This is a genomic window from Streptomyces sp. NPDC026394, assembly GCF_055567735.1.
In genome coordinates this window covers 43,317-66,750 of record NZ_JBVHPX010000034.1, presented here as the reverse complement: position 1 = coordinate 66,750, position 23,434 = coordinate 43,317, and the positions used below count along the sequence as shown (strand labels likewise).

Here is a 23,434-nt window from a genome sequence, read left to right as displayed (position 1 = left end):
GGGCGGGCGGGGCGCGGGGGGCGGGGGGGGCGCACCTGGCGGTGCACTGGGGGTGCCCGGGGGGGGGGTTGTGGGGGGTGTCCCGGGGGGGGGGGGGGGGGGGGGGGGGGGGGGGGGCCCCCCCCCCCCCCCCCCCGGCCCCGGCGTGACGCGACCCTCAACGCGTCACGCCGGGCCCTGGCCGGGAGACCCGCGGGGGCCGGCCAGGGCGGGGAGCCGCTGCCGTTTGCGGCGCCCCGGGACGCGGAGGAAACTCCGCGCCCTTCCCGCGCGGTGAAGGGGAGGCCAGCCCCGCGCGGAAAGCGTTGCACCTCAGCAGTCGAGGCGCACTTCATCGCTCAGCGGCAACAGGTCGCTCGCGATGACGCCCGCCAGGCGGGGCGCGGCCCGGGTACGGCGGAGCAGCAGGAGGGGGGGCGCCTGGTTGCCGGTGGCGTGCAGCTCCATCACGTGGCCGCAGTTCCTCGTCGCACAGATGTAGTTCAGGCGCGGGTGGTAGTGCTGGCCGAGCCACCACGTCATCCAGCGGCCGGCCGGGTCGTCGGCGCGGGGGTCGGTGTGCAGGGCGTGCAGCCACAGGGAATCGCCGTCGGCGATCTGGAGCCGCCGGGTGTCGACCGTGGAGGCGATCGAGGTGACGGCGGCGCCGCGCAGCATCGTCCCCTCGTACACGACCCGCGCCTGCGCCGCTCCGCGGGGGCTGTTGCGCAGGGCGCTGAGCGCCGGCGGTTCGACGGGTTCGGTCTCGGGCCCCCGGCAGCGCATCCACTCCGTGCGCGCCTGCACCAGCGCCTTGAGGGCCTGACGGTGATCGGCCCTTGCCGGGCCGGTGCGGTAGCACGGCGGGGGCGGCGGCTTCGGGGCCTCCGCGTCAAGGTCGTCATAGGTCGGCAGCGGCATCGCTTACGCCTTCGTGCGCGAGTTGAGGGATGACACGTCACGCGGGTCGTACTTCTTCCCGCTGAGCCGCACGTCGAGGGCGTGCAGGATCAGGGGGGCGGCGGGGCCGCAGTACGCGGCCACCTCGTCGGCGGCCAGCCATCGGTGGTGGTCCAGGCCGCGGCCCAAGGTGATGTGGTGGTTCTGTGGCACCAGACCGCAGGAGCGCACCCGGTGCCGGTAGGCGGGGGTTGCGGTCTGCGGGTCGGCGGGGGTCAGGTCGGTGGCGAGCTGCCGGCCCATCGCCACCTCCAACCCGGTGGCGAACCTGACGGCGGTTGCCAGCCCCACCCACCCGTTGTGGTTGGGCACGACGCCCGGCAGCTTGTACAGGCCGTCGGGGTCACCGACGGCGTGGAGGCCCAGCACCTGGTCGAGCGGGTTCAGCAGCACGGCGTGGTAAAAGAGCCGCGGGCAGCGAGCGGGGGGCGGGGGCATCGGGTCTCCGTTACAAGTCGGGCGCGGCCGGGGCGGCGGCGCCATGAAGGGGCGTCAGGCCGCGGATATGAGAGGGCTCTGGTCAGACAACGGGGGCGCCCGTAGCTCACGGGGTGTCCGGGCGGCGGGCGAAACGGGTCGGGCTCATTGCGGCCTGCGGCGCGAGGCGGCATCGGCCAGGTCCAGCAGTCGCGCAACAACGGCGATCAGGTGAGGTGTCGTGACAGCCTCGGCGGCGCGCAGCCGGCGGGCCCAGTCGAGGAAGGCGCGGATCTCCAAGCGCGCGGGGTCCACCTTCAGCAGGTCCCCGCAGCGGCGCTCCGCGAAGGGGGTGAGCCTGGCCCACGACGCCCACACCACCTTGCGCGCCCCGTGCCAGCTGTCCGGGTCGGCGTAGTAGAGGCCGGGCATCCCCAGGTAGACCAGAGCTTCGGAGATCCGCGCAGTGTCGTAGAACCGGGCACCCGTTCGCGGTGGTCGCCGACAGGCTCGCGGGGCAGGGTGCAGGTGACCACCTTGCCGGTGCTCCACCGGGTGAAGCACCACGTGCCCCCGAGATGAGATGACTCGTTGCGTACGAGCAGCAGCCCCCGCCCGCTCTCACAGGCGTCCTGGCGATCTGCGGACGCGTGCGGCAGACCCGGCATCCGCGGGCACCCGTCCGCCACCGCCACGTCGATCGCCGACTCGTACAGCGAGAGGGTCAGGACGACATCGCGGCCCGGCACGTCCCCGTGCAAGAACGCGTTGGCGACCAGCTCGCCGATCACGTAGTTCGCGGTCGCGACCACCTCCTCACGGAGGGCCCACCGACGAAGCTGCGCGGTTGCGGCATGGCGCAGGTCCCGAACCTCGTTGGCGTCCACCCGAGGCAGCGGAGGCGTGCCGGCCGCGTGCCCGGTGGGCTGATGCCTCATTGCCATGAAGTCGAGGGGCCGCTCTCGAACGTAGCCGCGGGGGAAAGCCGCGTCGGGTGAGCCGTCCCTCAACGTCTCGGTCATCGTCTGGCCTCCTGGCTGATGGCGCAACGGGTGGCTCTGCCGATCTGTACGCGCTTGTAATTTCGGAGTCGGGCAGGTGGGCCCTGCCCCGGCGCCGTGCGTCACGGCCGAAGGCAGCCTTCCCGGAGGGGCGCGAAGGGCCGCATCCGGTTCTCCGTCTCGGACCACAACTACGTTCGCGTATGGGAAAGTTAACGTGCAAGCGAAAGCGCGATCGCGCGTAAATTGGCACATGCCAGTTACCGGACAGGGGGTGCCTTCTGCTGGGCAGGGCGTGCGAAACTCCGGACTGCACACCCGGTTTGGCGGACAGGCCCCTCAACCCGGTGGACAGAACCATGCGTTTCTCGGACAGACAGCGGATTGGGGGTCAGGTGGCAGCACGACGTGGGCCGACGTACCTGCGCGTCATCCTGGGCACGGAACTGAGGACACTGCGAGAGCGGACGGGCGAGACCGCCGAGGCGGTCTCAGAAGCCCTCGGCTTCTCGCGGACCAAGCTCAGCCGAGTCGAAAAGGGCGACATCCCGTTGCCGAAGCTCGCCGATCTTGAGCGTTTGATGGACCGCTACAAGATCACGGACCCCGACGACAGGGAGACCCTGCTGGCGATGCAGCGTGGCTCCCTCAGCACAGAACCATGGACGTGCTACCGCCACATCCTGCCATCCGGCGGGCCGCTGTTCTTCGGGCTGGAGCGCGACGCCAAGCGCATCTGCGGGTACGAGAACACCGTGGTCGCTGGGCTGCTCCAGACCGAGCCGTATGCCCGATCCCAGTTGAACTCAGCAAAGATAGTGGAAGAACGCACGACAGAGTTTGTCGAGCACGGCGTCCGAGTGCGCATGGAGCGGAAGAAGAAGATCGAAGCTCCCAATGGCGCCGAGCTGCACATCATCCTGACGGAGAACACACTGCGCACGGTAATCGGCTCGCCCGAGGTCATGCGTGCTCAGTACGAAGAGATCATCCGTCTCAACGAGCTGGAGAACGTAGAGGTCCAGATCATCCCCGAAAGCCTGCCCACGTACCGTGCTGCCTGGAGCTTCACGATGCTGGAGTTCGATGCACTCGGCCCAGTGATCCAGAGCGACAGCTACAAGGCTTCGACCATGTGGTCGAAGGAGACGGACGTGTGGCAGTACCAGCGGCACTTCAGTGCCATGGCCAAAGCGGCGCCTGGCCCCTTGGAGACGCCGCGCATCCTGCACGAACTTGAACGGAAACTGTGGAGATGACGAGCATTCACACCCACCCCCGTGCGACCGAGCTGGCTCCCGAGACGACGTGGATCAAGTCGTCCTACAGCACGCAGGACAACGGAAACTGTGTCGAGATTGCGCCCCTGACCGCTGAGGTGGGCATCCGAGACTCTAAGGTCAAGGATGGCCCTGCCCTGCGCGTCCGGTCGGCCACATGGTCAGCATTCGTGGAGTTCATCGTTCGCTGATGTAAACCGAGGGCGCAGCCCTCACCCGGAAAGCAACGGCCCTCCTCTGGCGAAGAGAGGAGGGCCGCTCTGCGTTCATCTCCCCCGCACTCCAGCCGCGCCACCCTATGAGGCAGGCCCTCGTGCCACTGCTATGACACGCACCCGACGAGGCCGGACAGCGAGGACCTTGAAGAACGGATCACCTACGCCGACTGGGCCACGGCCTCTCAGGGCTGCTACGCCACAGCCCAGGTCCTCAGCGGTGTCCACCACGAACAAGGGGATCCCGTCGCGGTGGCGATCGACAACCGGGTACCTACCCGGGCGTGACACCTCTGGGCAAGCGCTCTGGGTATGAGGCGACAGCCCTGGCAGCAGTGGCGCTGGACTACGCGCGATGCACGTCGGCAACTCGATTGCGCCGTCATTTGAACTTGCTCTCTCCACGCCAGACGGTCAGGCCTGGTCGATACGGCGAAAGACTTGCCCGGTCGGACAGGTCCTCGCTGTGCACGATGCGCGCACTACACCGCCAGCCCTCTGTCGGCGTACGGTCGCGTACAACACCGGCCCGGCCGGCGGCCTCGCGCAACCGGCCCGCCGGGCCGCAGCAACACCGGGGCGTCGCTGCGGTCGTGTTCAACAAGAGTAAGGAGTGAACCCGATGAACACCCTCGATCTGCTTACCGGACAGACCACTGGCATCACCTGGCGAAAGAGCACTTACAGCGCGGCGGACAACGAGTGTCTGGAGATCACCGCATCCCACGAGAGGGTCACGGTACGGGACTCGAAGTGCGTAGACCGTCAGCCCCTGGTGCTCTCCCGGTCCGCTTTCGCCGACTTCGTCGCCGGATGCCGCACGGGCCACTGGCACACACCAGGCTGAAGAAGCACGCACGCCGGAAGGGGCCGCCCGACCTGGGAAGTTCCGCTTCACTGACCGCGCTTGGCGCCAGCTGGACACACGATGTCCAGCGGCAGGCCGGCCCGGCATGCGTCATTCGCGGTGTCCGCAGTACCGCCCCCTTTCCCCGAGGGCGGGGTGCCGTCCCAGACGGCGACCAGCCGGTCCGCCCGTTCCAAGAGCGCGCGGTTGACGGCCGCGTACACTTCGCGGTTCGCCGTGCTGTGCGGAATGACCACGACTTCCCCTGCGGCGTCGAGCAGGCGGTCAAAGGTGGGCGCGTGGTCGAGCTTGACCTTGTCCTGCCGGTAATCGCGGCAGGGCAGGACGACGCACAAGCTGCCGCCGGCTTCCAGTACAGCGCCGGCGAAAACGCTGTCGGCTCCGCGTGCCACGCACGAGACGCCGACGAGGCCGGTGCCGGCGTAGGGGGCCAGCAGCTCACAGCTCACGCAGTGCCCAGGGTGATGTCCGTGTGGCCGGTGACCGCGAATGTCGTCATTCAACGGGGCCCTTTCAGCTCGGCAGCAGTTCGCGGCTCCTACCGCGGACCTCGCGCACCGGCCGGGACGTGTCGCGTCCCACGGTGTAGGGGCACAGGCTGCACAGCTGGGCGCGCACGCGGTGCGAACGGGCGCGCGAATCGGCATTCAGCGCCCAGCGGGCATATCAGGTCAACAGGCCGGAGCGAGCAGCAAGCCCACGCAGTTCGGACGTGGTGCGCCCGGAGACCAGCAGCCCGGAGATGAGAGACTTCACAGCGGGGCGCGCGTGCGTCTCTTCCGGCGCTGCTTGTTCGGCGGTCAGCAGGGCTCGTACGCATTCGTCACGGCGACCGCGGTGAGCGAGAGCGGTGGCGACATCCGTGTAGTAGCGCGAGCGCCGCTCTTGGCTGGGGAGGGCCTTGGGCGAGAGGGCGCGGGCAGCGGCGAGCGCAGCTGCAGGGTCGCCGACGGAGTTTTCCGCGGAGATCAGGTGAAGCTGGACGGTGACGGGGCCAAAGCCCCCGCCGTGATCGCGAAGTAGGGTGGTGCCTCCGAGAGCGTCGGCGATGGAGGCGGCCTCGGCCGTCAGGTCGCGCATGCCGTCGCGATCGCCGTTGCGGGCAGCGGTGTAGGCCGCGCACTGGATGAGCAAGCCGCGCTGAGCAGCGCCCCGCCGTCCGGCGGTGCGGAGGGCAGGATCGTCGGCGGCATCCAGGGCGATGGAAAGCGCCGCGTCGTGCCAGTGGGCCTTGCGGCCCAGGACCGCGAGGTTGCGGGCGGCCTCTGCGACCGCGAGCGGGTCGTTGGCAGCAGTGGCGAGCTGGCGGGCGCGGTCGGCGGCCATCCAGCCGAGCTGCTGCTCGTCGAGCTTGATGAGCATGCGGGTGGCCAGGGTGTAACTCTGGGCGAGCAGCAGCGCAGGCTCGGGGCTGTCGCTGCTGCTCGTCAGCGCATGTCCGGCCTGCAGGAGCCGGGGGAGGCGGACGGCGAGGCTGGTGTACTGGCATGTGTGGAAGTCAGTCAGTGCGTGGGACAGTTCCCAGCCCAAAGTCTCGGGCCGCATATCGGGGAGCCGACTGCCCAGACCAAGCATCGCATCCCGCAGGCGGCTGACGAGGGTCTCCCCCACAGCTGCCTCGCTGGTGGTGCCCTTGTCGCCGCTCAGGAGCGGGGCACCGGCGGCTGCGGCGGCCGTGACCGCCAGATTCGCAAGCAACTTCCTTCGCCGCACTGCTGTTTCACCGTCCTCCTGCCGGGGGCTGCCCACCTTATGAGCGGGAAGGCGGGGGTACGCCGAGATCGGCCCGACTACCGGGCCGTGTCGCACCTCGGCCACAGGTGCGCGAGCGGCGAGGCCGAAGGACTTCAGGGGGATGTCGAGGGCGTGGGCGAAGCACCGGAGCACGGCCACATCGGTCATGGGGGAGATACCGCGCTCATAGCGGGAGACCTGGGCCGTGGAGTATCCGGTGAGCTGCCCGAGGTGGGCGAGCGTCCATCCCTTCTCTTTGCGGGCCCGGCGTACCAACTCCCCGGGTGAGCAAGCTGGAAAGGCAGGATCTGAGGTACCGGTCATCACACACCCCGTCCGCTTCGTGAGCCGAGGCCGCGCTGTCGCCGTAGAGATACCCAGCCGGTGTGGCCAGACCCGTTTGCATCGGATGCAAACGGGGTTGCATCTCCCGACAGTGCCCCTGCCGTCAGCTTCCCCCCTGCGGTGACGTGGACGTGCGGCCGGCCGGCACCCGGCAGGCCGCCCCGCGAACCCAGGAGGAACTGGTGCAGCCCTTGTTCTCCACAGCGCCCGCGACGCCGGCCGCCGACGCCCGCCTCGCCCCCTCGTACTTCTTCCACACCGACGATCTGCCGACGGTCCTCGCCGACCTGCTGGCTCAGTGCCGCACCGTCTTCGCCATCAAGGCCGCCATGACCACCCTCCTCTACACCCTCGACCGCGCACACCCCTTGGCTCAGGAAGGCGGTCACATCGAGGACGGCGCCTTGGTCCACGGGCCGGTCACCGTACAACCGGGTGCGCGCATCGAGGCAGGCGCCCAGGTCATCGGCCCGGTCGTGGTGGGCGCCGGTGCCGTCGTCGCCGCAGGTGCCCTGGTGCGCGACCACAGCCTCATCGGCCCCGGCTGCCGCATCGGCTTCGGCGCAGAGGTCACCCGCAGTCTGCTGGCCGGGCACGTCTTCATGAAGCACCCCAGCTTCATCGGCGACTCGGTCATCGGGCGGCGCGTCAACATCGGATCGTTCTGCTCCACCACCGCACTGCGGTGCGACCGCGGACCGGTCGCCGAACCGGCCCTGGACGAAATCACGGTCACCCTCGGCGGGCAGCGCACCGGCACCGGACAGACGAAGTTCGGCGCCGTCATCGGCGACGAGGTGGCCCTGCCCGCCGGAACCGTCCTGGCCCCGGGCACGCTCATCGGCCCCCGCACCGTCATCTACCCGCGCGACCACGTCGGCGGCTTTCTGCCCGCTGACTCCCGGGTCCGGTGACACGATGACCTTGACCTCTGTCTCCGCGATCGATGACACCGCCGTTCTGCGCGTGACCGGCGGCCGGACGCTGTCCGGCCGGATCCCGGTGCAGGGCAGCAAGAACGTCGCCCTGCACCTGTACGCGGCGGCTCTCCTGGCCGACACCCCCGTCTGCCTCACCGCCGCGCCGGACATCATCGACACCCACGTGTGCGCCGAGATCCTCACCCGCACCGGAGCCGCCACCACCGCCGAGAAGGGCCGGTTCACCGTGGGCCCGGTCACGACGGTTCGCCCGGTCATCGACGCCGACCTGGGCCGCCGCGTGCGCACCACCGCCGTCCTGGCCGCCGCCGTCCTGGCCCGCGCCGGACAGGTCGTCTTCCCCTACCCGGGCGGCGACGCCTTCTGCCCGCGCCTGATCGACCGGCACCTGGCCGCCATGCAGGCCGCCGGCGCCCGCGTCACCGCCGACGCCACCGGCCTCCACGCCCGCGCACCGCGCGGGCGGCTGCACCCGTTCACCGTCGATGTGGCCACACCGTACGGGCCCAGCCTCGGCGCCACGGTGACCGCCCTGCTGCTCGCCGCCCGCACGCCGGGCACCAGCCGGATCACTCACCCGTCCATCGAGCCCGAAGTCACCGAGACCGCCCGCTTCCTCGCCGAGCGCGGCGCCACCGTCGACGCCGATCAGGGCGGCCTGCACGTCACCGGCAATGACTGGATCGCCGGAGGGACGTTCGCGGTGGCCGGTGACCGCATCGAGGCCGCCACCATGATCATGATGGCCGCGGCCACCGGCGGCAGCATCACCCTCGACGGCATCAGCACCACAGATCTCCCCCAGGGGCTCACCGAGGTCTTCGCCGCCGCCGGCCTCAAGGTCGCCGACGGCGCGGACGGCGCCCTCCGCGCGCACCACCACAGCCTGCGCGCCGCGCAGATCGCCACCGGACCGCACCCCGGTGTGCCGACCGACACCGCACCCCAACTCGCCGCCCTGCTCACCCAGGCCCAGGGCACCTCGCTGATCACCGAACGGGTGTACCCCCGCCGCGACACCCACTGTGCGGGACTGCGCGCCTTCGGCGCCGACCTCACCTCCCGCGGCCCGGCCATTCGCGTCCACGGGCCCGTGCGCCTGCGAGGGGCGCAGGTGGCTGCCGGGGACATCCGTGCGGTGACCGCGCTGCTGATCGCCGCCCTCGCCGCCGACGGCACCTCTACGATCCGGGGAACCTTCCATCTCCGGCGCGGCTACGGCCACCTGCTGACCCACCTCGCCACGCTGGGAGCCGACATCACCCAGACCACGGAAGAGGCACCCTGATGCCCGTACCGTTCCCCGCCGCCGACACCGCCCGCCTGCACGAGACCCTGACCGCCGTCGTCGACGACGGCGCCAGCCCCGGCGGCGTCGTCATCTGCGGCACCACCGACGGCCAGCAGCGCGTCCTGACGGCCGGCACCGTCGCCCCCGAATGCGGCGACGCACCCCCCACCGCCGAGACGGTCTACGACATCGCCTCCCTGACCAAGGTCGTCGCCACCTGGTCCCTGACCGGCCGCGCCCTCGACGCCGGGCTCCTCAAGCTGGACGAGCCGGTACGCACCGCGCTGCCGCCGATCTCCGGAGAGGCCCCCAGCGGCGCCCCGACCATCCGGCAGCTGCTCACCCACACCTCCGGCCTGCGCGCCTCCACCCGCCTGGACCACTACCGCGGCACCAACACCCCGCTGCACGAACTTCTGCTGCGCGAACCGCTGGAGACCGAGCCGGGCGCGCACCGGTACATCAACCGCGGCTACATCCTGCTCGGCCTGGCCCTGGCCCACCTCCACCAGGCACCCCTGGACATGCTCGGCCGCGAATTGTGGACCGGCCTGGGCATGCACCGCACCTGCTACGGCCCCGTCACCCGGTCCCGGAACGTCGCCCCGACCGAACAGCGCCTGCCCGGCGCCCCGCGGATCTGGGGCGCCGCCCACGACGACAACGCCGCCCTGATGGGCGGCATCGCCGGACACGCAGGCGTCTTCTCCACCCCCGGCGACCTCGCCGCCTACGCGCAAGCCCTGATCATCGCCTACCAGGACGGCGGCGCGCTGAGCGGCTGGCTGCGGGCCAGCCTGGGCCCGCACGCCCCGATCGAGCCGGGCCTTGACCGCGGCCTGTCCTGGGTGCTGGCCGACGGCGGCGGCATCGCCTACCACCACGGCTTCACCGGCACCAGCCTCTATCTTGCCCCTGACACCGGCCGCTACCTGGTCATCTGCACCAACGCGGTCTACCACGGCGCCGCCCGCACCCGCATCGCACCCCTGCGATCCCTCGCCCTCAAGACCATCGCCGCCATCTGACCCCGGGAGGGCCCCGGTGGGTGAACTGCTGGCCGACCACACCACCCTGCGCCTGGGCAGCCCCGCCGACCGGCTGCTCACCACACCGCCCCCGAGCTAGGGACCTACAAGATCCGCCAGCGCAGTCCAGTGCATGTGCGTCGCCGTCGTGCGTATCTCGCCGTCGCAGCGCCGCCGAGCGGCGATCTTCGTCCTCCGCCGCCGGGGTTTCCTGCCCTCTTCTTGCAGGCGCCGGATGAGGCGAAGCAGGAGTGGTCGCGAGGCAAGAATGCTCTGCCGGAGGTGATCATGGCCGAGTGTGACGTTGCACAGGCGAAGTGGCATTGGGTAGTCGTTGGAGGGTGCGGCACCGGCCCAACCGGGCTGCGCCAGCGTTTACACGGCGGAGTACCGACGGAAGCCGTCGGGATGCACCATTTGTTCATGCGTATTCTCATCATGGGCGGGACGTGGTTTCTGGGCCGAGCGGTTGCCGAGGAGGCGCTGCGCCGCGGGTGGGAGGTGAGCACCTTCAACCGCGGGCGCTCGGGCTCGGGTGTACCGGGGGTGCGAGCGGTGCACGGTGACCGGACGGATCCGAAGGACTTGGCGGCTCTGGCAAGGTACGGCCCGTGGGAGGCGGTGGTGGATACGTCGTCTTCGGAGCTGCCACCGCGCGACGTCTTGGCTGGCGCCCGTGCCCTTCAGGCAGTGGCTGAACGGTACGTGTACGTCTCGACGGTCAATGCCTACCGCGACTGGCCGGACGCTCCGTTGACAGAGATGTCTGAGCTGCTGGACGGACCGCCGGATGCGGATGCCGAGTACGGACGGCTGCCTGAGGGATGGCAGGGTCCGGACTGGTATTACGGGCGGCAGAAGGCCGGAGCCGAGCGGGCGGTGCTGGAGGTGTTCGGGGAGAATCGGTCGGTGCTGCTGCGTCCGGGCGTCATCTTGGGGCCGGGCGAATACGTGGGGCGTCTGCCGTGGTGGCTGCGCCGGGCGGAACGGGGTGGCCGCATTCTGGCACCGGGAGATCCGGCCAAGAGCATTCAGCCGGTGGATGTGCGCGACGTGGCGGTCTTCGCCCTGGATCAGGCAGCGGCTTCGGCGGGCGGGGCCTACAACGTAGTGGCCCCGGTGGGGCGCGAGACGATGGGTGGTCTGCTGGAGGCGTGTCGTGAGGTGACCGGATGCCGCGGCACGCTGTGCTGGGTGCCGGACGCTTTCCTGCTCGAAGAGGGCGTGGAGCAGTGGACGGAGCTTCCGTTGTGGCGAACACACGCGGGGGTGTGGAATATCGCCTCACAGCGGGCGCAAGCGGCCGGGCTGGTGTGCCGGCCGCTTGCGCAGACGGTGGGCGCGACGTGGCAATGGCTACGTGAAGGCGGTGTGGCGGTGGCGCACTCTCGGGCTGCCGAGCACGGCCTTGATGCGGGTAAGGAACAGCGGTTGTTGAAGGTGTTCGATGGCCGGATGTCACGTTTCGAGGGCGAGATGTGATCCGCTCAGTTGGCGTGCGATGGACACGGCGGTGAAGTCCTCAATGCGCTCACCGAGGTCGGCCGCTTGAGCGGTGGTACGGAAGTCAGGGTGGGTGAGTTGAGCGCGGGTCGCGGCGAGACGTTCGAGGACGCCGACGCTGCGCCAGTCGCGCGGAACGTCGAAGACGGGTCCCAGGGCTTCGCAGGCGCCGTCGAGTTCACGGCGCAGGAGGCGGGCGCGTGCGAGGTCGGTTGAGGCTTGTGAGGAGATGAGCATCGGGCGGGTGCCGTCCGTGTGCTCGTCGAGCAGGTGCAGGGCGTGGGTGGCGGCTTCTTCGGCTCCGGCGGCATCGCCGATGAGCAGGAAGGTGGTGGCATTGCTCATGGCGAGACGCTCGGGGGTGAACCCGAACTCGCCGCCGATGTCGTCATGCAGTTCATCGCGGCCCGTGTGGCGGTCATCCAGGGCGCGTCGTATGGCGCGGACGGCTTGTTCGCAGTCACCGAGGTGGGCATGGGCGCGGGCTTCGATCGCGGCGAGACGGGAGCGGGCGATGGCGCCGAGGCCTCCGAAGTTCTGCGCGGTGCGTACGCGTGTCAGGGCGGCGGCGGGGCGTCCGCTCCAGTAGGCGAGGAAGGCGAGGGCGCCGTGGGCGTACGCCTGGAGCGGTCCGTGTTCGATGATTTGGCCGTAGAGGGCGGCTGTGCGGGAGTGCTGAACGGCTGCCTGCAGAGCACCGAGGTCGAAGCAGACCCCGGAGAGCATGGCGGCGGCCTGGCCAGCGGTGAGGTAAAGGTACTCGCGTTGACGGGGCACCTGGGTGCGTTCGAGTTTGTCCTGGGCGTCGAGGAGGAGTTCCTTGGCCTTGCGATGCACTTCGGGCGGGGAGGTGCTGCTGTAGGTGCGCGCGATGTCGAGGATCGCGTCGTGAAGCCGGTCCAATGATATGTCCGGCACCGTGAGAGAGGCGGCGTCCTCCGCGTGGGCGGCAGCGTCGCGAGCGGTCATGTCGATCTCGCTTTCTTCGAGCGTAAGTACAGCGGGGGCCTGGCCTGATGCTGCAGGAGCTGGTTGGAACAAGGCTCGTGCCGGGCGCCCGTACATGTGCTCCAGGATCAGGGGCGCGGGCGGATGCGGCAGGGTCTGCATCCGGCCCGTTGTCCAGCGCCGGAAGGTGTTCTCGGAGATGGTGGCCGTGGCAATGCTGCGCTCACGGCGTACGGCTGCGACTTCCCGTGCGGCCTTTTGGTACTCCTGCGCGAACATCTCGTAGGTCTGGTGGGCGTCGTCCACCAGACGCTTGAACAGGGTGGGAACTTCTTGGGTGGCCACGCGCACTCCTCTCGGCTCGACGGGACGCGAAGCCGACCGTCGTCCACGTCACTTTCCCCTACTGTCCCCAGAACACAACCGGTTGGCGCCAAGTGGCACCCAGGTGGCATCTCCGTGCACATATGGCGCTGCAATGAGTGGTGAAGTGCTACCCGCGTGATATGGCCGTGCCGGAGATCGGGCGGGATCCTATTCACCCCTTGGTCCGGTGTGGAGTGGCTGTATCGCGTACTTGCCAAGTGAAGGACGCACCGGGCCAGGCAGCCCCGTAGCGTCCAGAGATTTTGCCGCTCGCAACCGTCGTGCCCCTTCCGCCGAGGCAGCTCACCGCAAGGAAGTCAGCTGGCGGCTGGCACCCGCTCAAGCGTTCCTCTGACCGGGTCATGCTGCCTGTTCTTCGACCCGACTCTCCATCACCCACCCGCACTGCCGTGGCTGACACGCACTGTCAGATTCTGGAGACCCGCAGATGACCAGCGTCTACCGAGAGCAGCAGCCGAGAAGAGCGATCTGCCCGCCGCTGGAGGAGGCGATCGATAGAGGCCTCGGCGAGAGGGCCCCGGCGCAGGCGTTGCAGAAGGTGTCACGCGTGCGGCGAACTGTTCAGGGTCGTCTGTCGGTGTGGGGCCTCCCGGATGATTTCTCCTATGAGGTCACGCTGCTGCTGGCCGAGGTGTTGACCAATGCCGTGGTGCACGGCCGGGGCCAGGTCGTCGTCCAGGTCGGCTACTCCGCCGGCGCGCTTTCGATCAGCATCTCGGACCAGTCGCCGCAGCCCCCGCGGCCCGGACGCGCTGGTCCCAAGGAACAGAACGGCCGCGGCTGGGACATGGCCAGGGCTCTGGCTACCGGGCGCGGGGGCCACCTGCAAGTCGTGACACATCCCGGAGGTAAGGAGAGCACTGCTCTGCTACCTGCACCTCTCCCGTCCCGACGGGCATCGGCAGGGTGCGCATGATGTGCCATGCCGTCCGTGTTTCGAGCTCACCGGCCGGTTTCGGCCCCGTGCGGATCGGTGACGCCCTCGGTCTCGCTTGCCGGCCGAAGCTGTGGCGTAAGACCCCGAATGCATGGTCGGCCACGGATGCCGGCCTCCGCGGGTCGCTGACCAAGCTGGGCACCTACACGGCGGCCTGCCTCGGCGCGCAGCCGGATGACGCACCGGAGCGAGAGCAGATCCGCGCGTTCCTTGGTGCGGTCAAGGTGTCGGCGGGATGCCGTGCCATACCTCGCAGGGCCCTGACCGACTCGGTGGAGCGCCTGGTGGGGCTGACTGCTGCGGTGCGGGAAGCCAACGCCCGCCACCCCCGCGTGTGCGGCTGCATATGCGGGCGCGGTGGACAGCTCCCTTGCCCGGGACGGCCACGGACGTGTGACCGTCCTGTGTTCTCCCCGGGCTGATGCCGCCGTCGCCCGTCGGTGCGACGGGGCCCGGGGAGATCAGCAGCGCCGTCCGTATCCGCCGGCGGCGGCGCTGCGCCGTGGGGTGCTGCTCCCAGCAGTTGGCCTCTGGGAGCAGCACCCGGCCGGTGTACGCAGTCCGGTTCGGTGCCGGGGCGGGGCGGAAGTGAGCGTCCGGCCTCAGCACTCACGGTGCGCTCGGCGGTCTCGTCCCGCGTTCACTGATCATGATCCGAGGAGATCCATGCACAAGGACAGTGCGTCTGCCGGCTACCGGCTGCGGGCGAGCGGGCTGGCGTTGATCCGTCAGCGCCGGCGCTGGCCGCTGCACCGGGTCGGCGTCAAGGTGCTGCTGGTCCGGCCGACCTATGGCGACGCACCCGAGCACAGCTGGCAGTTGCCCGGCGGCGCGGCCCGGGAGGGCGAGCCGGTGTGGGAGGCTGCCGAGCGGGAGGTGCTGGAGGAGGTCGGCCGGACCCGGCCCCCCGGTCGTCTGCTGATCGTCGACTACATTCGCGGCAAGCAGGAGACGCAGCGGGCCCCCGGTTACAACTTCGTCTTCGACTTCGGTTTCGTCCGGCGCGGCACCCAGTTCGTTTTGCCCGCGCCGCCCGGCACCGGCGAACTGGCCGAGCTGGACGGCTGGGCCTGGGTGCGGCCGGCCGATCTGGATGACTACTGCCAGGACTACCAGGCTGCGCGCATCCGGGAGGCCGTGAAGGTCGCTCAGCGTTGGCGCGGCCGGACCCGGATGTTGTGCTGCGGGCTGCGGCTGGGCTGGTGGGACGCTCCATGCTCGTGACGGTTTCGCGGCTTCCGGCACCTGCCCGCACGACATGCCGGACGCAACGCGGCTGTGGTACTGCCCGTCTCCCTCTCCCTCCGGGCCGGCCCCGGATGCTGACCACCACGTACTTCTCCCGCAAAGGACCGATCATGCCTTCCGCGCCACTTCGGGTCGCGACCTACAACACGTTGGACGGCGGGGGCGACCGCCTGGGGGACCAACTCGCGATGCTCAAGGCTCTGGAGGTGGACCTCCTGTGCCTCCAAGAGACCACGGACTGGGACGCCAATGGGTTCGACGACATGCTGCACGTGGCGAACCGACTGGACATGCAGGCCCGGTTCACGCCGTCTCGAACCGGCTTCCCCCTGGTAACCCTCTACCGGCCCCCTCGCCTGAAGCTGATCGGCTACAACGCCGACCTGCCACGCGGCACGTTCACCCATGGTGCGGCGCTGCTCACCTTCACCAGCGACGACTTCGAGACGCTCGATGTAGTGCACGCGCATCTTGACCACCAGTCTCCGCAGACCCGGCAGTGTGAGGTGACGCGGCTGACACCGTACGCCGAAAAGGGCTGGGGGCGGGGGCGCATGTCACGCCGGTACGCCCTGTGCATGGGGGATATGGGTATGACCGGCATCGGCGACGACCAGCACTCCCGGATCTGGTCGATCATTCCGCCTCACCAGCACGCCCGGCTGCGGCTGATGCGCGAGGACGGCACCTACGCCGGGTTGGACCAGCGGGCCATGGCCGCCTTGCTCCACGCCGGTTTCGTGGACCCGCCGGCCAAACTGGGCATGAAGGCGCCGCGCACCGCCGGCTACTGGATCCAGCAGCAGACCGGCCGCCGCGAGGAGACCGACCACCGCACCGACCACATCCTGCTGTCGCCGGACCTGGCCCCGGCGCTGGAGTCGTACACGGTGATCGACAACGAGACGACCCAGCGGCTGTCCCACCACCTGCCGGTGGTGGTCACACTCGACTCGGCGCGCCTGCGATGAACACCCCCCGCTCCCGCCCGCGGCGCCCCGCCACGAGTGTCTTCGCCGCCCCGACGGACTCCTGCCACCCGCCGCTGTCCCGAGCCCGCGCGTTCCAGGCCCAGGTCAGCGACAGCGCCGTGGCCGCGGTGGCGGTGGCCCACCGCGTCGAGCCCTGGCTCGCTCGCCTGTTCCGTCGGCCGATACTGGCTGACCTGGCCAACCGCGACCGGTGGGCGTATGGCCCGACAGGCTTCGTCGTGCGCGGCTCGGAGACGGCCCGTAAGGACAGCCACCTGTGCCACGCGATAGCCATCGACGCAGCCCGTCGCCGGATCCTGGAGTACCAGGCAGGCCACGCCGCCGCGTTCTGCCGCCGCCCGACCGGCCGGCCGCCGCTCGATACGACCGCGTGGCTGTCCAGCACGTCCCCGCCCGCGGCCCAGGGCCGGGACGCGGTCTGGCGATACCTGCTGCGGACCAGCTCGTGCTGCTGCGCACTGCTGACCGGCCAAGCCCTGCGGGCGTTCGCCCGTGAACAGGGCCGGGAACGCACACACGACACGCTGGCCCGCACCTACCGCACGGCGGCGGCCTGCCTGCACCCGCTCAAGCCGCTGATACCCCGCGCGACGGGTAACTGGGCGCTCCCTGACGGCACCCGCCGGTGGCACCTGCGGAGCAAGGAGGGTGCGGCCGAGCCGGTGATCACGGACGTACGCGCCCATCTCACCGTCACCGGCCCGCACCTCACCCGCCTGCTGTGGCACCAGCCGCCCGCTCCCCCGCCCCGCCCGCACCGTGTGAGACCCCTGCCTAGCCGCATGGGACACCTCGGGGACCTGGCGGTCGGGCTGCCCTGGCTCGTGCCCATCGCCGTCGCCACCGCGACCCCGCTCGCCGTGCTGCTCACCTACTGCTGCTGCTCCGAGGAAGACCGATGACCACCAACCCCGCCCCCGCACCGGCCGCTCATCTGCTGCTCGGCGCCTACCTCCGGGCCCTGTGCACCGCGAACGCCGTCGACGTGGACCACCTGGCCGGCTGCCTGGGCCGCGACAGCGACTGGATCACCGACCCCGGCAGCCGGCCGGCGCCCCCGCCTGGGCCATTCACCGCCTTGCTCTCGCTCCTCGGCGTCACCCCCTCCGCCATCAACCCCGCCCAGGCGCTTCTTGCCCCCTCCCCACACCCGCATCGTCTGACCGACGCGGCGCCCGGCTGGGCCGCGCGGCTGGCCGCCTGCGAACGCACCGCGCGCACACTGCGCATCTGTGCCCCGCTGACGCTCCCCGGCATCGTGCAGACCCCGGCCTACGCCGAGGCCCTGGCCACCGCGCTGCCCCGACATGCCATCGAGCTGGGCTCACCCGAACCGCGCCTGCCGCCGCCCGACCACCCCCAGCACATCACCTTGGTGCTGGACGAGGCCGTACTGCGGACCGAGATCGGCAGCCCAGCCGTAATGGCCGAACAGATCTGCCTCCTGCAGCAGCTGGCCGACGACGACCGGCTGGACATCCGCATCCTCCCGCAGCACCAAGGGTTTCCGCCGCGCGCCCTGCGCGAGATGACGCTCCCCCCACACGGCCACCACCTGTACGCCGACGGCGACCAAGACCCCCTGTACATCTCCGGGCCACCCGCCGCCTGCGCCTCGCTCCGCCAGGTCCTCGACAACGCCACCTCCGCCGCAGCCTGCCCCGAAGACAGCCGCGGCCTGCTCCAGGAGCACCGGCAGCGCCACGAAGAACAGCGCCTTCGCCAGATGCTTCCCGGCTCCCCGCCCACCGGCCGCTGACCCGGTGTCCGGCCGGACATGCCTCCCCTGTCCGGCCGGACACCGCCCCACGCAACAAGGACGTCCATGCCCCGCGCCCACCCGGCGCCGGACGACATAGCTCCGGCGCTCACCACGCTCAGCCAGGCCCTCCAAGCCGCCGGCGCCCCACCCCAATGCCGGCGCACCAGCGACACCGCCTTCCGGGCCACCTTCCTGCTGCACGACGCCGCGCTCGGATTCGCACCGAACCTGCGAGCACTGTCGGCCGACGAGGCCGGGGCCGCGCTGGTTCAGACGCTGGCCCAGCAGCGCATCCCCGCCGAGGTCACCGTCGACGCCGACCAGCTGACCGACCCGCTGGCCACGTTCTGGCTGCGCCGCCCGGCCGACGCTCACCACCTGGCCGCCTTCATCCTCGAGCACCTCCCCGAACCGTACGCAGCCGCCCACGCCCTGCGCTGCGCCCTGGGCGCGGCGGGGCTCCCCCAGCTCCCGGTCTCGGTGTGCAAAGGTCTGGCCGGCCCGGCCGATCCGTACCCGGCGGAGCCGTGCGTGGAGCTGGGCGGCATCGAGGCGACCCTCGCATTCGCTCTGCTCGACCTGCTGGACCCGAGCGAGGGCGCGATGCCCGACTGCGACGACTGGGAACACCTGCCCCAGCTCACCGTGCTCCTCACCGCGGCCCTGGAGGAGACGACCGGCGTAAGCCTGGACATCACGGCCGAGCCCGCATGCTGCACCTGCGACCGCCCGAACCGCTTCCGCCTCGGCCGCCTCACTTCCAGCTCCGCCCGCACCCTCGCCCACACTGTCCACACCGCCGTCGACCGTCGCCAAGGAGGGCCTGCGCATGACCGCTCCTGAAAACGGGGTGCACATCATCGACAAGAGCACTTTCAAGGTGACGCACACTCAGCACGGACCGCACACGGTGGTCGGCCTACAAGGCGACTTCGACGTCTACAGCGCGCCGACGCTCCGTGAGGTGCTGTGGCCGCTGGCGGCGAACGCACGGGGCAACCTGATCGTCGTCGTGGACAGCCAACGCCGCGCCATGGAATTCTTCGATTCGACTTGCCTTGGCGTGCTCATCGGCGCCCTGAGGAAGATCCAGGCATCGGGGCACGGCATCCATGTGGTCGACGCTCCTGACGGGATGCTCCGCAAAATCTTTCGCATCGCCGGCCTCTCGCGCGTCATGCCCGTGCACGAGCATCTGAACGAGGCAATTGCCGCTGCGCCGCACCACGGCCAGGCAGACTGAGGAACACCTCGCCCGGAGAGTCCTCAGCGCCATGGCAGGTCCGCTGGCGCAAGGGCTGCTGGCGGCCAGCTGGACGGGACCGGGTGCCAGTCGGCGAGGCCCGCATCTGACCTCCTGCGGCGGAAGCGCGGGCGACCTCGTCGATCTTGCGGAGGCGCGGCTCCGCGATACCCACGAGCCTAGTGCGTCGAGCGCAGCGAGCGTGGCCGTCATGACGGCCACGCTCGCTGACTAGTGCTAGATCAGGGCAACCTGCCAGCCCCCGGGACGGGCAAAGGGCGCAGGGCCGCGCTGCCGAAGGCGCGAAGCCCTTGCCTCTCCGATGCTCCGGGTGACCTTCTCTTACCGCTTCAGCGCCACCCCGGCGTACAGCGAGACCTCGGCGTCCGTGAGGCCGCTGGTGGGCTGGTCCGGCATCCAGCGGTGCGCCACCTCCACACCGGGGGCGAGGAGCTCGAGGCCGTCGAAGAATCGGAGCGCTTCCTCCCGGGACCTGACTTGGGACCTGATGCCCTGTTCCGCGTAGACGTCGACGAGTTTCTTCCACGTCTGCGCGTCGAAGTCTCCGGTGCAGTGGGAGAGCACCAGGTAGCTGCCCGGGGCGAGGCTGTCCATGAGGCTTTGGACGATCTCGTACGGGCCCTTGTCATCGGGCACGAAGTGCAGCAAGGCGTTGAGGGAGAGCGCGACGGGCCGGCGGAAGTCGAGGACCGTGGCAAGGCCTTCTTCGCCGACGATGCTCTGGGGGTCGGTGACGTCGGCGTGCAGGTATGCGGTGCGGCCTTCTTTCGTGCTGGTCATCAGCGCTTCGGCGTGGCACAGGACGATCGGGTCGTTGTCGACGTACACGATGTGTGCGTCGGGCGCGGCTTCCTGGGCGATCTGGTGGAGGTTGGGCTGGGTGGGGATGCCGGTGCCGATGTCGAGGAACTGCCGGATGCCGGCTTCGGTGGCGAGCCAGCGGGTGCTGCGGTGCATGAAGGCACGGTTGGTTCGGGCGACGGTCGGCATGTGCGGGTTGATGGCCAAGACCTTCTTGGCCGCTTCCCGATCGACCTCGTAGTTGTCCTTGCCGCCGAGGTAGTGGTCGTAGAGCCGGGCGGGGTGGGCCTTGCTCGTGTCGATGTCACGGGCAGGCTGCCCAAGGATCGTCATGGGTGGTCCGTCGGTGTGCGGGGCGGGGTGCGCCGGTGGGCGGGCAGGTGGGGAGTTACAGGAGGAAGTCGGCCTGGCCGGCCTTGACGGCCTCGATGAAGACGCGCCATTCCTCTTTGGAGTAGACGAGGGCGGGGCTCTGGGTGTCCGCGGTCTGGGTGAGGGCGACCTGGCCGCCCGGGAGGGGCATGACGCCCACGCAGGTGCCGCCGTTGGGCCCGCTCCACGGCTTGTGCCAGCCCTCGGTGCCGAGGTCGCTGGCGGGCATGCCGTTGCGGATGACTATGTCCTTGTCCATTTAGTCCTTCTTGAGGGCGTGTTTCAGCATTTCGCGGGAGGGGTCGATTCTGGCTGCCTGGACCGTCATGTGGTCCAGGGTTTCCAGGTAGCGGGCGACATCATCTTCCCGGTCCTTGAACTCCCCGCCGGTCAGGGCATCGACGTGGACGGTGTCCGGCAGCTCGCGGGCCGGGAACCGCAGGTAGGTGAAGGGGCCGAAAGTGCCGGGGTGGGCTCCGATGCCGAGCGGCAGAATCTGGACCCGGACGTTCGGCTGCTGTGAGACGTCCAGGACTCGCTGGATCTGAGCGCGCATGACCTCCGGCCCCCCGACGGGGCGGTACAGGGCGCTCTCTTCCATCAGGACCCACAGCGTGGGCGCGTCCTCCCGGCACAGCAGCTCTTGCCGCTTGACGCGCACGACGACCTTCCGTTCGAGCTCCTCGTCACTTCGATGCTGGCCCGCGCGGAGCACGCAACGGGCGTAGTCCTCCGTCTGCAAAAGCCCCGGGATGTAGTGAGGTTCGTAGATCCGGATCAGGCTCGCGGCATCTTCCAGTGCCACGTAGGGGCTGAACCATGCCGGTACGGCGTCCCGGTAGCGGTGCCACCAGCCAGGCGTGTTCGCCTGCTCGACCAGCTCCATGAACGCGTCGACTTCGGATGCGGGCAGGCCGTAGACCTGCAGCAGCGCCCGGACGTAGAGCGGTTTGAGGCCGACCTCGCCCCGTTCCATCCGGCGGACGGTTGCCATCGCTACGTCCAGGATCTTGCCGGCGTCCTCCTGGGACATGCGGGCCTGCTCACGCAGGTCAGCCAGTCTCCTGCCGAGGATGATGCGCCAGAACGGCGGCGCGCTCGGTGATTTCGATTCGCCCATCCCCGGCCCCTCGCCGACACGACAACTCGATTCAAGAGCACGCTAGTTCAGTCGCCGCCGGATCGCCAACAGACGGTCTGAAAATTTCAGACCGGGCGGTTGCACAGTGAGTTGGTCGGCGCGCATAGTAACCTCGTGATCTACATCACGAGTTGCAGAACAGGCAGCGTTCACCTTCGCCTGCCCCACCGCGCGGCAGCGGCAAGGCGCCCGCCGGCAGCTCACTTCCGGCAGACGCCGCCTGACCCTGTGGCCGCCGGGCCTGCCCGGGCCTACGCCGCCCGCATCCGCCTGGTGGTGCCCCATCGCACCGCGGCATGCGGCGAGCACTCCCACGGTGCGGCCGGGCTGAGCCGCACCGCTTCGCCGGCCCTGGCCGCGCACCGCGGTACGAACGGCGACCGGGCACTGCCCGCGCTGATGCTCGACGGACGTCCCGGTCGGGCCGCGCCCTTGCCCGCAACCTGCGGCCGGTGCTCCGGCGGCGCCGCCCAAACCGCCCCGCCCGTACGGGCGGGCGTTCGGACCCTCTTCACACGAACCGAACCGGGAAGCTAATGAAAAGGCCTACACGGTTCCGCCAATTGGTAAAGCAGAATCGCTGGACAGTGTACGAGACATTCTCTATCCAATTCGAGCGAGCCGCGAAGGAAGTCGCCATTTTGGATAGAAAAGAGAAGTACGCGTCGCTGTCTGTGGCGCTGCGCACGTTCGACCGCTGGATGGCCGGCGACATCAAGCAGATGCCTCGGGGGTGCACCTGCCGCGTCCTGGAACACCTGTTCCAGGAGCCGGCTGACGGCCTGTTCCTCGACCCCGGCGCCGAAGCCACCCCCGCGGCGGGCCGAGGGGGCGCTGCCGGGCATCTTGGCTCACCGTCCCCAGCACTGCGCGCGATCTCACCGCCCATGTCTGCGGCACAGGCGCCGACCGCCCCGCGGCCTGCGGCGGAGCAGCTCCGCGCTGGGTTCTTCAGCGAGGGCAGTACGGGCATGGCCGGTGTCTCCCCGCCATCTACCGACTCTGACGACCCGTTCGCCATCATTACACAAATCAGCCGTCTGACCCACTCAAATACTGATGGCGCATTTCTGGCGAGAATGGAAAAGCAGATTGCCAGTATTGTGGCCCGCTACGAGCTGTGCGGGCCCCAGAAGTTGGCGCGCGAAGCGCGGCTGGCCCGCCAGGCCCTGCACAGCGTGCTCGAAGGCCAGCAGACGCCGCGCATTCGGGCCGAGCTCTTCCGGCTTGCCTCCCAGGCGGCTGGACTTTTGGGGTACATGGCCGTCAACTCCGGCACTGATTTCAACGTAGTAGATGCCTTTTGCGCCGAAGCTGAAACCCTGGCCGGTGAGATCGGTGATGTCTCCGTACAGATGTGGGCCAGCGGAACGCGTTCGCTCGGTTTGTACTATCAAAAGCGCTACGCGGACGCCGATGCCGCGGCCTGCTCCGGAATCGCCCTGGCACCGCAGAACGCTCAGGCGATTCGGCTGCTGGTCAACGGGCGTTCCCGAGCGCTGGCCCGGCTCGGTGACCGCGCCGGGGCCGAGCAGGCGATCGGCCAGGCCCTGGAGCTTTCCGGCCGGCAGGCCTCACTTCCGGGCGGCCTGACCTCCTGCATCTCCTTCGAGCCCTACTCCCCCGCCCGTACCCTGGCCAACGCCATCACCGCGCGCCTGTCGCTGGGGGACACCTCCGCAGTCTTGGCAGACGCCGGGCAGATCGGTGATCTGGTCGTGTGCTCCAATTCGTCGTGGAGCCAGGCTCTGGTCAGCCTGGATGTCGCCACAGCCTTGCTCCAACAGAAGAAAGCGCCCGAGGTCGAGCAGGCGATGACGCTGGGACGTAAGGCGCTGCGCACCGGCAGCACCACACCGATCAAGTCTGTGTGGGAGCGGGCGAACGAACTCCTTCACAGCGCCCGGAAGTGGCGTCAGCAGGCCCAGGTGAGGGAGTATGCCGAGGAACTGCGGACGTGGCGATCGCAGCCGCAGGCTGAACCTATCGTCGTCGGCTCGCGGTGACTGAGCGCGCCCCA

General features: G+C 69.8%; 25 protein-coding genes. 15 read left to right on the top strand and 10 right to left on the bottom strand.

The features are described from left to right. Positions 1-312: 312 nt before the first annotated feature. From ACZ4QV_RS39685 to ACZ4QV_RS39670, 4 genes are all read right to left on the bottom strand, one after another. Positions 313-900, bottom strand: a complete 588-nt coding sequence (locus tag ACZ4QV_RS39685; protein ID WP_467764253.1) for a hypothetical protein — start codon at positions 898-900, stop codon at positions 313-315. 3 nt (positions 901-903) lie between these two features. Further along, positions 904-1,377, bottom strand: a complete 474-nt coding sequence (locus ACZ4QV_RS39680; RefSeq protein ID WP_467764252.1) for a hypothetical protein — start codon at positions 1,375-1,377, stop codon at positions 904-906. Positions 1,378-1,521: 144 nt separating this feature from the next. Beyond that, positions 1,522-1,788 (bottom strand): hypothetical protein, encoded by a 267-nt coding sequence (locus tag ACZ4QV_RS39675; protein ID WP_467764258.1) that lies wholly within the window; start codon positions 1,786-1,788, stop codon positions 1,522-1,524. Further along, positions 1,674-2,294, bottom strand: a complete 621-nt coding sequence (locus tag ACZ4QV_RS39670) for an ATP-binding protein (RefSeq protein WP_467764257.1) — start codon at positions 2,292-2,294, stop codon at positions 1,674-1,676. The genes ACZ4QV_RS39675 and ACZ4QV_RS39670 overlap by 115 nt, the downstream gene beginning before the upstream one ends. A gap of 422 nt (positions 2,295-2,716) precedes the next feature. Here ACZ4QV_RS39670 and ACZ4QV_RS39665 point away from each other — a divergent pair, with 422 nt between their 5' ends. From ACZ4QV_RS39665 to ACZ4QV_RS39655, 3 genes are all read left to right on the top strand, one after another. After that, positions 2,717-3,616 carry a helix-turn-helix domain-containing protein gene (locus ACZ4QV_RS39665; RefSeq protein WP_361157740.1) on the top strand — a complete coding sequence of 300 codons (900 nt, stop codon included), beginning with the start codon at positions 2,717-2,719 and terminating at the stop codon, positions 3,614-3,616. Continuing rightward, positions 3,613-3,828 carry a DUF397 domain-containing protein gene (locus tag ACZ4QV_RS39660; RefSeq protein ID WP_467764251.1) on the top strand — a complete coding sequence of 72 codons (216 nt, stop codon included), beginning with the start codon at positions 3,613-3,615 and terminating at the stop codon, positions 3,826-3,828. The genes ACZ4QV_RS39665 and ACZ4QV_RS39660 overlap by 4 nt, the downstream gene beginning before the upstream one ends. 646 nt (positions 3,829-4,474) lie before the next feature. Beyond that, positions 4,475-4,699: a DUF397 domain-containing protein gene (locus ACZ4QV_RS39655; RefSeq protein WP_361157744.1), complete on the top strand. Its 225-nt coding sequence runs from the start codon at positions 4,475-4,477 to the stop codon at positions 4,697-4,699. A 47-nt stretch (positions 4,700-4,746) separates the two neighbouring features. On the opposite strand, the gene ACZ4QV_RS39650 is transcribed toward ACZ4QV_RS39655, so the two are convergent. Next, positions 4,747-5,169, bottom strand: coding sequence for a hypothetical protein (locus ACZ4QV_RS39650; protein ID WP_361157747.1), 423 nt, complete (start codon positions 5,167-5,169; stop codon positions 4,747-4,749). Between the two features lie 217 nt (positions 5,170-5,386). Continuing rightward, the gene (locus ACZ4QV_RS39645) at positions 5,387-6,778 is read right to left on the bottom strand and encodes a helix-turn-helix domain-containing protein (protein WP_467764250.1); all 1,392 of its coding nucleotides are present in this window, start codon (positions 6,776-6,778) and stop codon (positions 5,387-5,389) included. 203 nt (positions 6,779-6,981) lie between these two features. Between ACZ4QV_RS39645 and ACZ4QV_RS39640 the strand changes: the two genes are divergently transcribed. From ACZ4QV_RS39640 to ACZ4QV_RS39625, 4 genes are all read left to right on the top strand, one after another. Continuing rightward, entirely contained in the window at positions 6,982-7,713 is a 732-nt protein-coding gene (locus ACZ4QV_RS39640; protein WP_467764249.1) for an LbetaH domain-containing protein, read from the top strand. Between the two features lie 4 nt (positions 7,714-7,717). After that, entirely contained in the window at positions 7,718-9,028 is a 1,311-nt protein-coding gene (locus ACZ4QV_RS39635; protein ID WP_467764248.1) for a UDP-N-acetylglucosamine 1-carboxyvinyltransferase, read from the top strand. Further along, positions 9,028-10,059, top strand: coding sequence for a serine hydrolase domain-containing protein (locus tag ACZ4QV_RS39630; protein WP_467764247.1), 1,032 nt, complete (start codon positions 9,028-9,030; stop codon positions 10,057-10,059). Before ACZ4QV_RS39635 ends, ACZ4QV_RS39630 begins: the two co-directional genes overlap by 1 nt. 423 nt (positions 10,060-10,482) lie before the next feature. Beyond that, a complete protein-coding gene (locus ACZ4QV_RS39625; RefSeq protein WP_361157761.1) occupies positions 10,483-11,541 on the top strand; it encodes an NAD-dependent epimerase/dehydratase family protein in 1,059 nt (352 codons plus the stop codon). Here ACZ4QV_RS39625 and ACZ4QV_RS39620 read toward each other — a convergent pair. Next, complete coding sequence (locus ACZ4QV_RS39620) at positions 11,518-12,855, bottom strand: hypothetical protein (RefSeq protein WP_467764246.1); 1,338 nt, start codon at positions 12,853-12,855, stop codon at positions 11,518-11,520. The genes ACZ4QV_RS39625 and ACZ4QV_RS39620 overlap by 24 nt on opposite strands. Before the next feature lie 469 nt (positions 12,856-13,324). Here ACZ4QV_RS39620 and ACZ4QV_RS39615 point away from each other — a divergent pair, with 469 nt between their 5' ends. The 7 genes from ACZ4QV_RS39615 (at position 13,325) to ACZ4QV_RS39585 (ending at position 19,079) form a co-directional block, all read left to right on the top strand. Next, positions 13,325-13,813 (top strand): ATP-binding protein, encoded by a 489-nt coding sequence (locus ACZ4QV_RS39615; protein ID WP_467764245.1) that lies wholly within the window; start codon positions 13,325-13,327, stop codon positions 13,811-13,813. A gap of 687 nt (positions 13,814-14,500) precedes the next feature. Next, the gene (locus tag ACZ4QV_RS39610; protein ID WP_467764244.1) at positions 14,501-15,058 is read left to right on the top strand and encodes an NUDIX domain-containing protein; all 558 of its coding nucleotides are present in this window, start codon (positions 14,501-14,503) and stop codon (positions 15,056-15,058) included. Between the two features lie 134 nt (positions 15,059-15,192). Then, a complete protein-coding gene (locus tag ACZ4QV_RS39605; RefSeq protein ID WP_467764243.1) occupies positions 15,193-16,053 on the top strand; it encodes an endonuclease/exonuclease/phosphatase family protein in 861 nt (286 codons plus the stop codon). Then, positions 16,050-16,976: a hypothetical protein gene (locus ACZ4QV_RS39600; protein WP_467764242.1), complete on the top strand. Its 927-nt coding sequence runs from the start codon at positions 16,050-16,052 to the stop codon at positions 16,974-16,976. Before ACZ4QV_RS39605 ends, ACZ4QV_RS39600 begins: the two co-directional genes overlap by 4 nt. Next, the gene (locus ACZ4QV_RS39595) at positions 16,973-17,833 is read left to right on the top strand and encodes a DUF5753 domain-containing protein (RefSeq protein ID WP_467764241.1); all 861 of its coding nucleotides are present in this window, start codon (positions 16,973-16,975) and stop codon (positions 17,831-17,833) included. Before ACZ4QV_RS39600 ends, ACZ4QV_RS39595 begins: the two co-directional genes overlap by 4 nt. A gap of 66 nt (positions 17,834-17,899) precedes the next feature. Continuing rightward, entirely contained in the window at positions 17,900-18,679 is a 780-nt protein-coding gene (locus ACZ4QV_RS39590) for a hypothetical protein (protein WP_467764240.1), read from the top strand. Next, entirely contained in the window at positions 18,666-19,079 is a 414-nt protein-coding gene (locus ACZ4QV_RS39585; RefSeq protein WP_467764239.1) for an STAS domain-containing protein, read from the top strand. The genes ACZ4QV_RS39590 and ACZ4QV_RS39585 overlap by 14 nt, the downstream gene beginning before the upstream one ends. A gap of 342 nt (positions 19,080-19,421) precedes the next feature. On the opposite strand, the gene ACZ4QV_RS39580 is transcribed toward ACZ4QV_RS39585, so the two are convergent. Genes ACZ4QV_RS39580 through ACZ4QV_RS39570 form a run of 3 tightly spaced genes read right to left on the bottom strand, consistent with a single transcriptional unit; the run spans position 19,422 to position 21,393 of the window. Further along, positions 19,422-20,234 carry an SAM-dependent methyltransferase gene (locus ACZ4QV_RS39580; RefSeq protein WP_467764238.1) on the bottom strand — a complete coding sequence of 271 codons (813 nt, stop codon included), beginning with the start codon at positions 20,232-20,234 and terminating at the stop codon, positions 19,422-19,424. A 55-nt stretch (positions 20,235-20,289) separates the two neighbouring features. Then, the gene (locus ACZ4QV_RS39575) at positions 20,290-20,532 is read right to left on the bottom strand and encodes a DUF397 domain-containing protein (RefSeq protein ID WP_467764237.1); all 243 of its coding nucleotides are present in this window, start codon (positions 20,530-20,532) and stop codon (positions 20,290-20,292) included. Then, entirely contained in the window at positions 20,533-21,393 is an 861-nt protein-coding gene (locus ACZ4QV_RS39570) for a helix-turn-helix domain-containing protein (protein WP_467764236.1), read from the bottom strand. 608 nt (positions 21,394-22,001) lie between these two features. On the opposite strand from ACZ4QV_RS39570, the gene ACZ4QV_RS39565 reads away from it, so the two are divergent. Next, on the top strand, positions 22,002-23,420 hold the full coding sequence (locus ACZ4QV_RS39565) for a hypothetical protein (RefSeq protein WP_467764235.1): 1,419 nt from the start codon (positions 22,002-22,004) through the stop codon (positions 23,418-23,420). Positions 23,421-23,434: the final 14 nt, after the last annotated feature.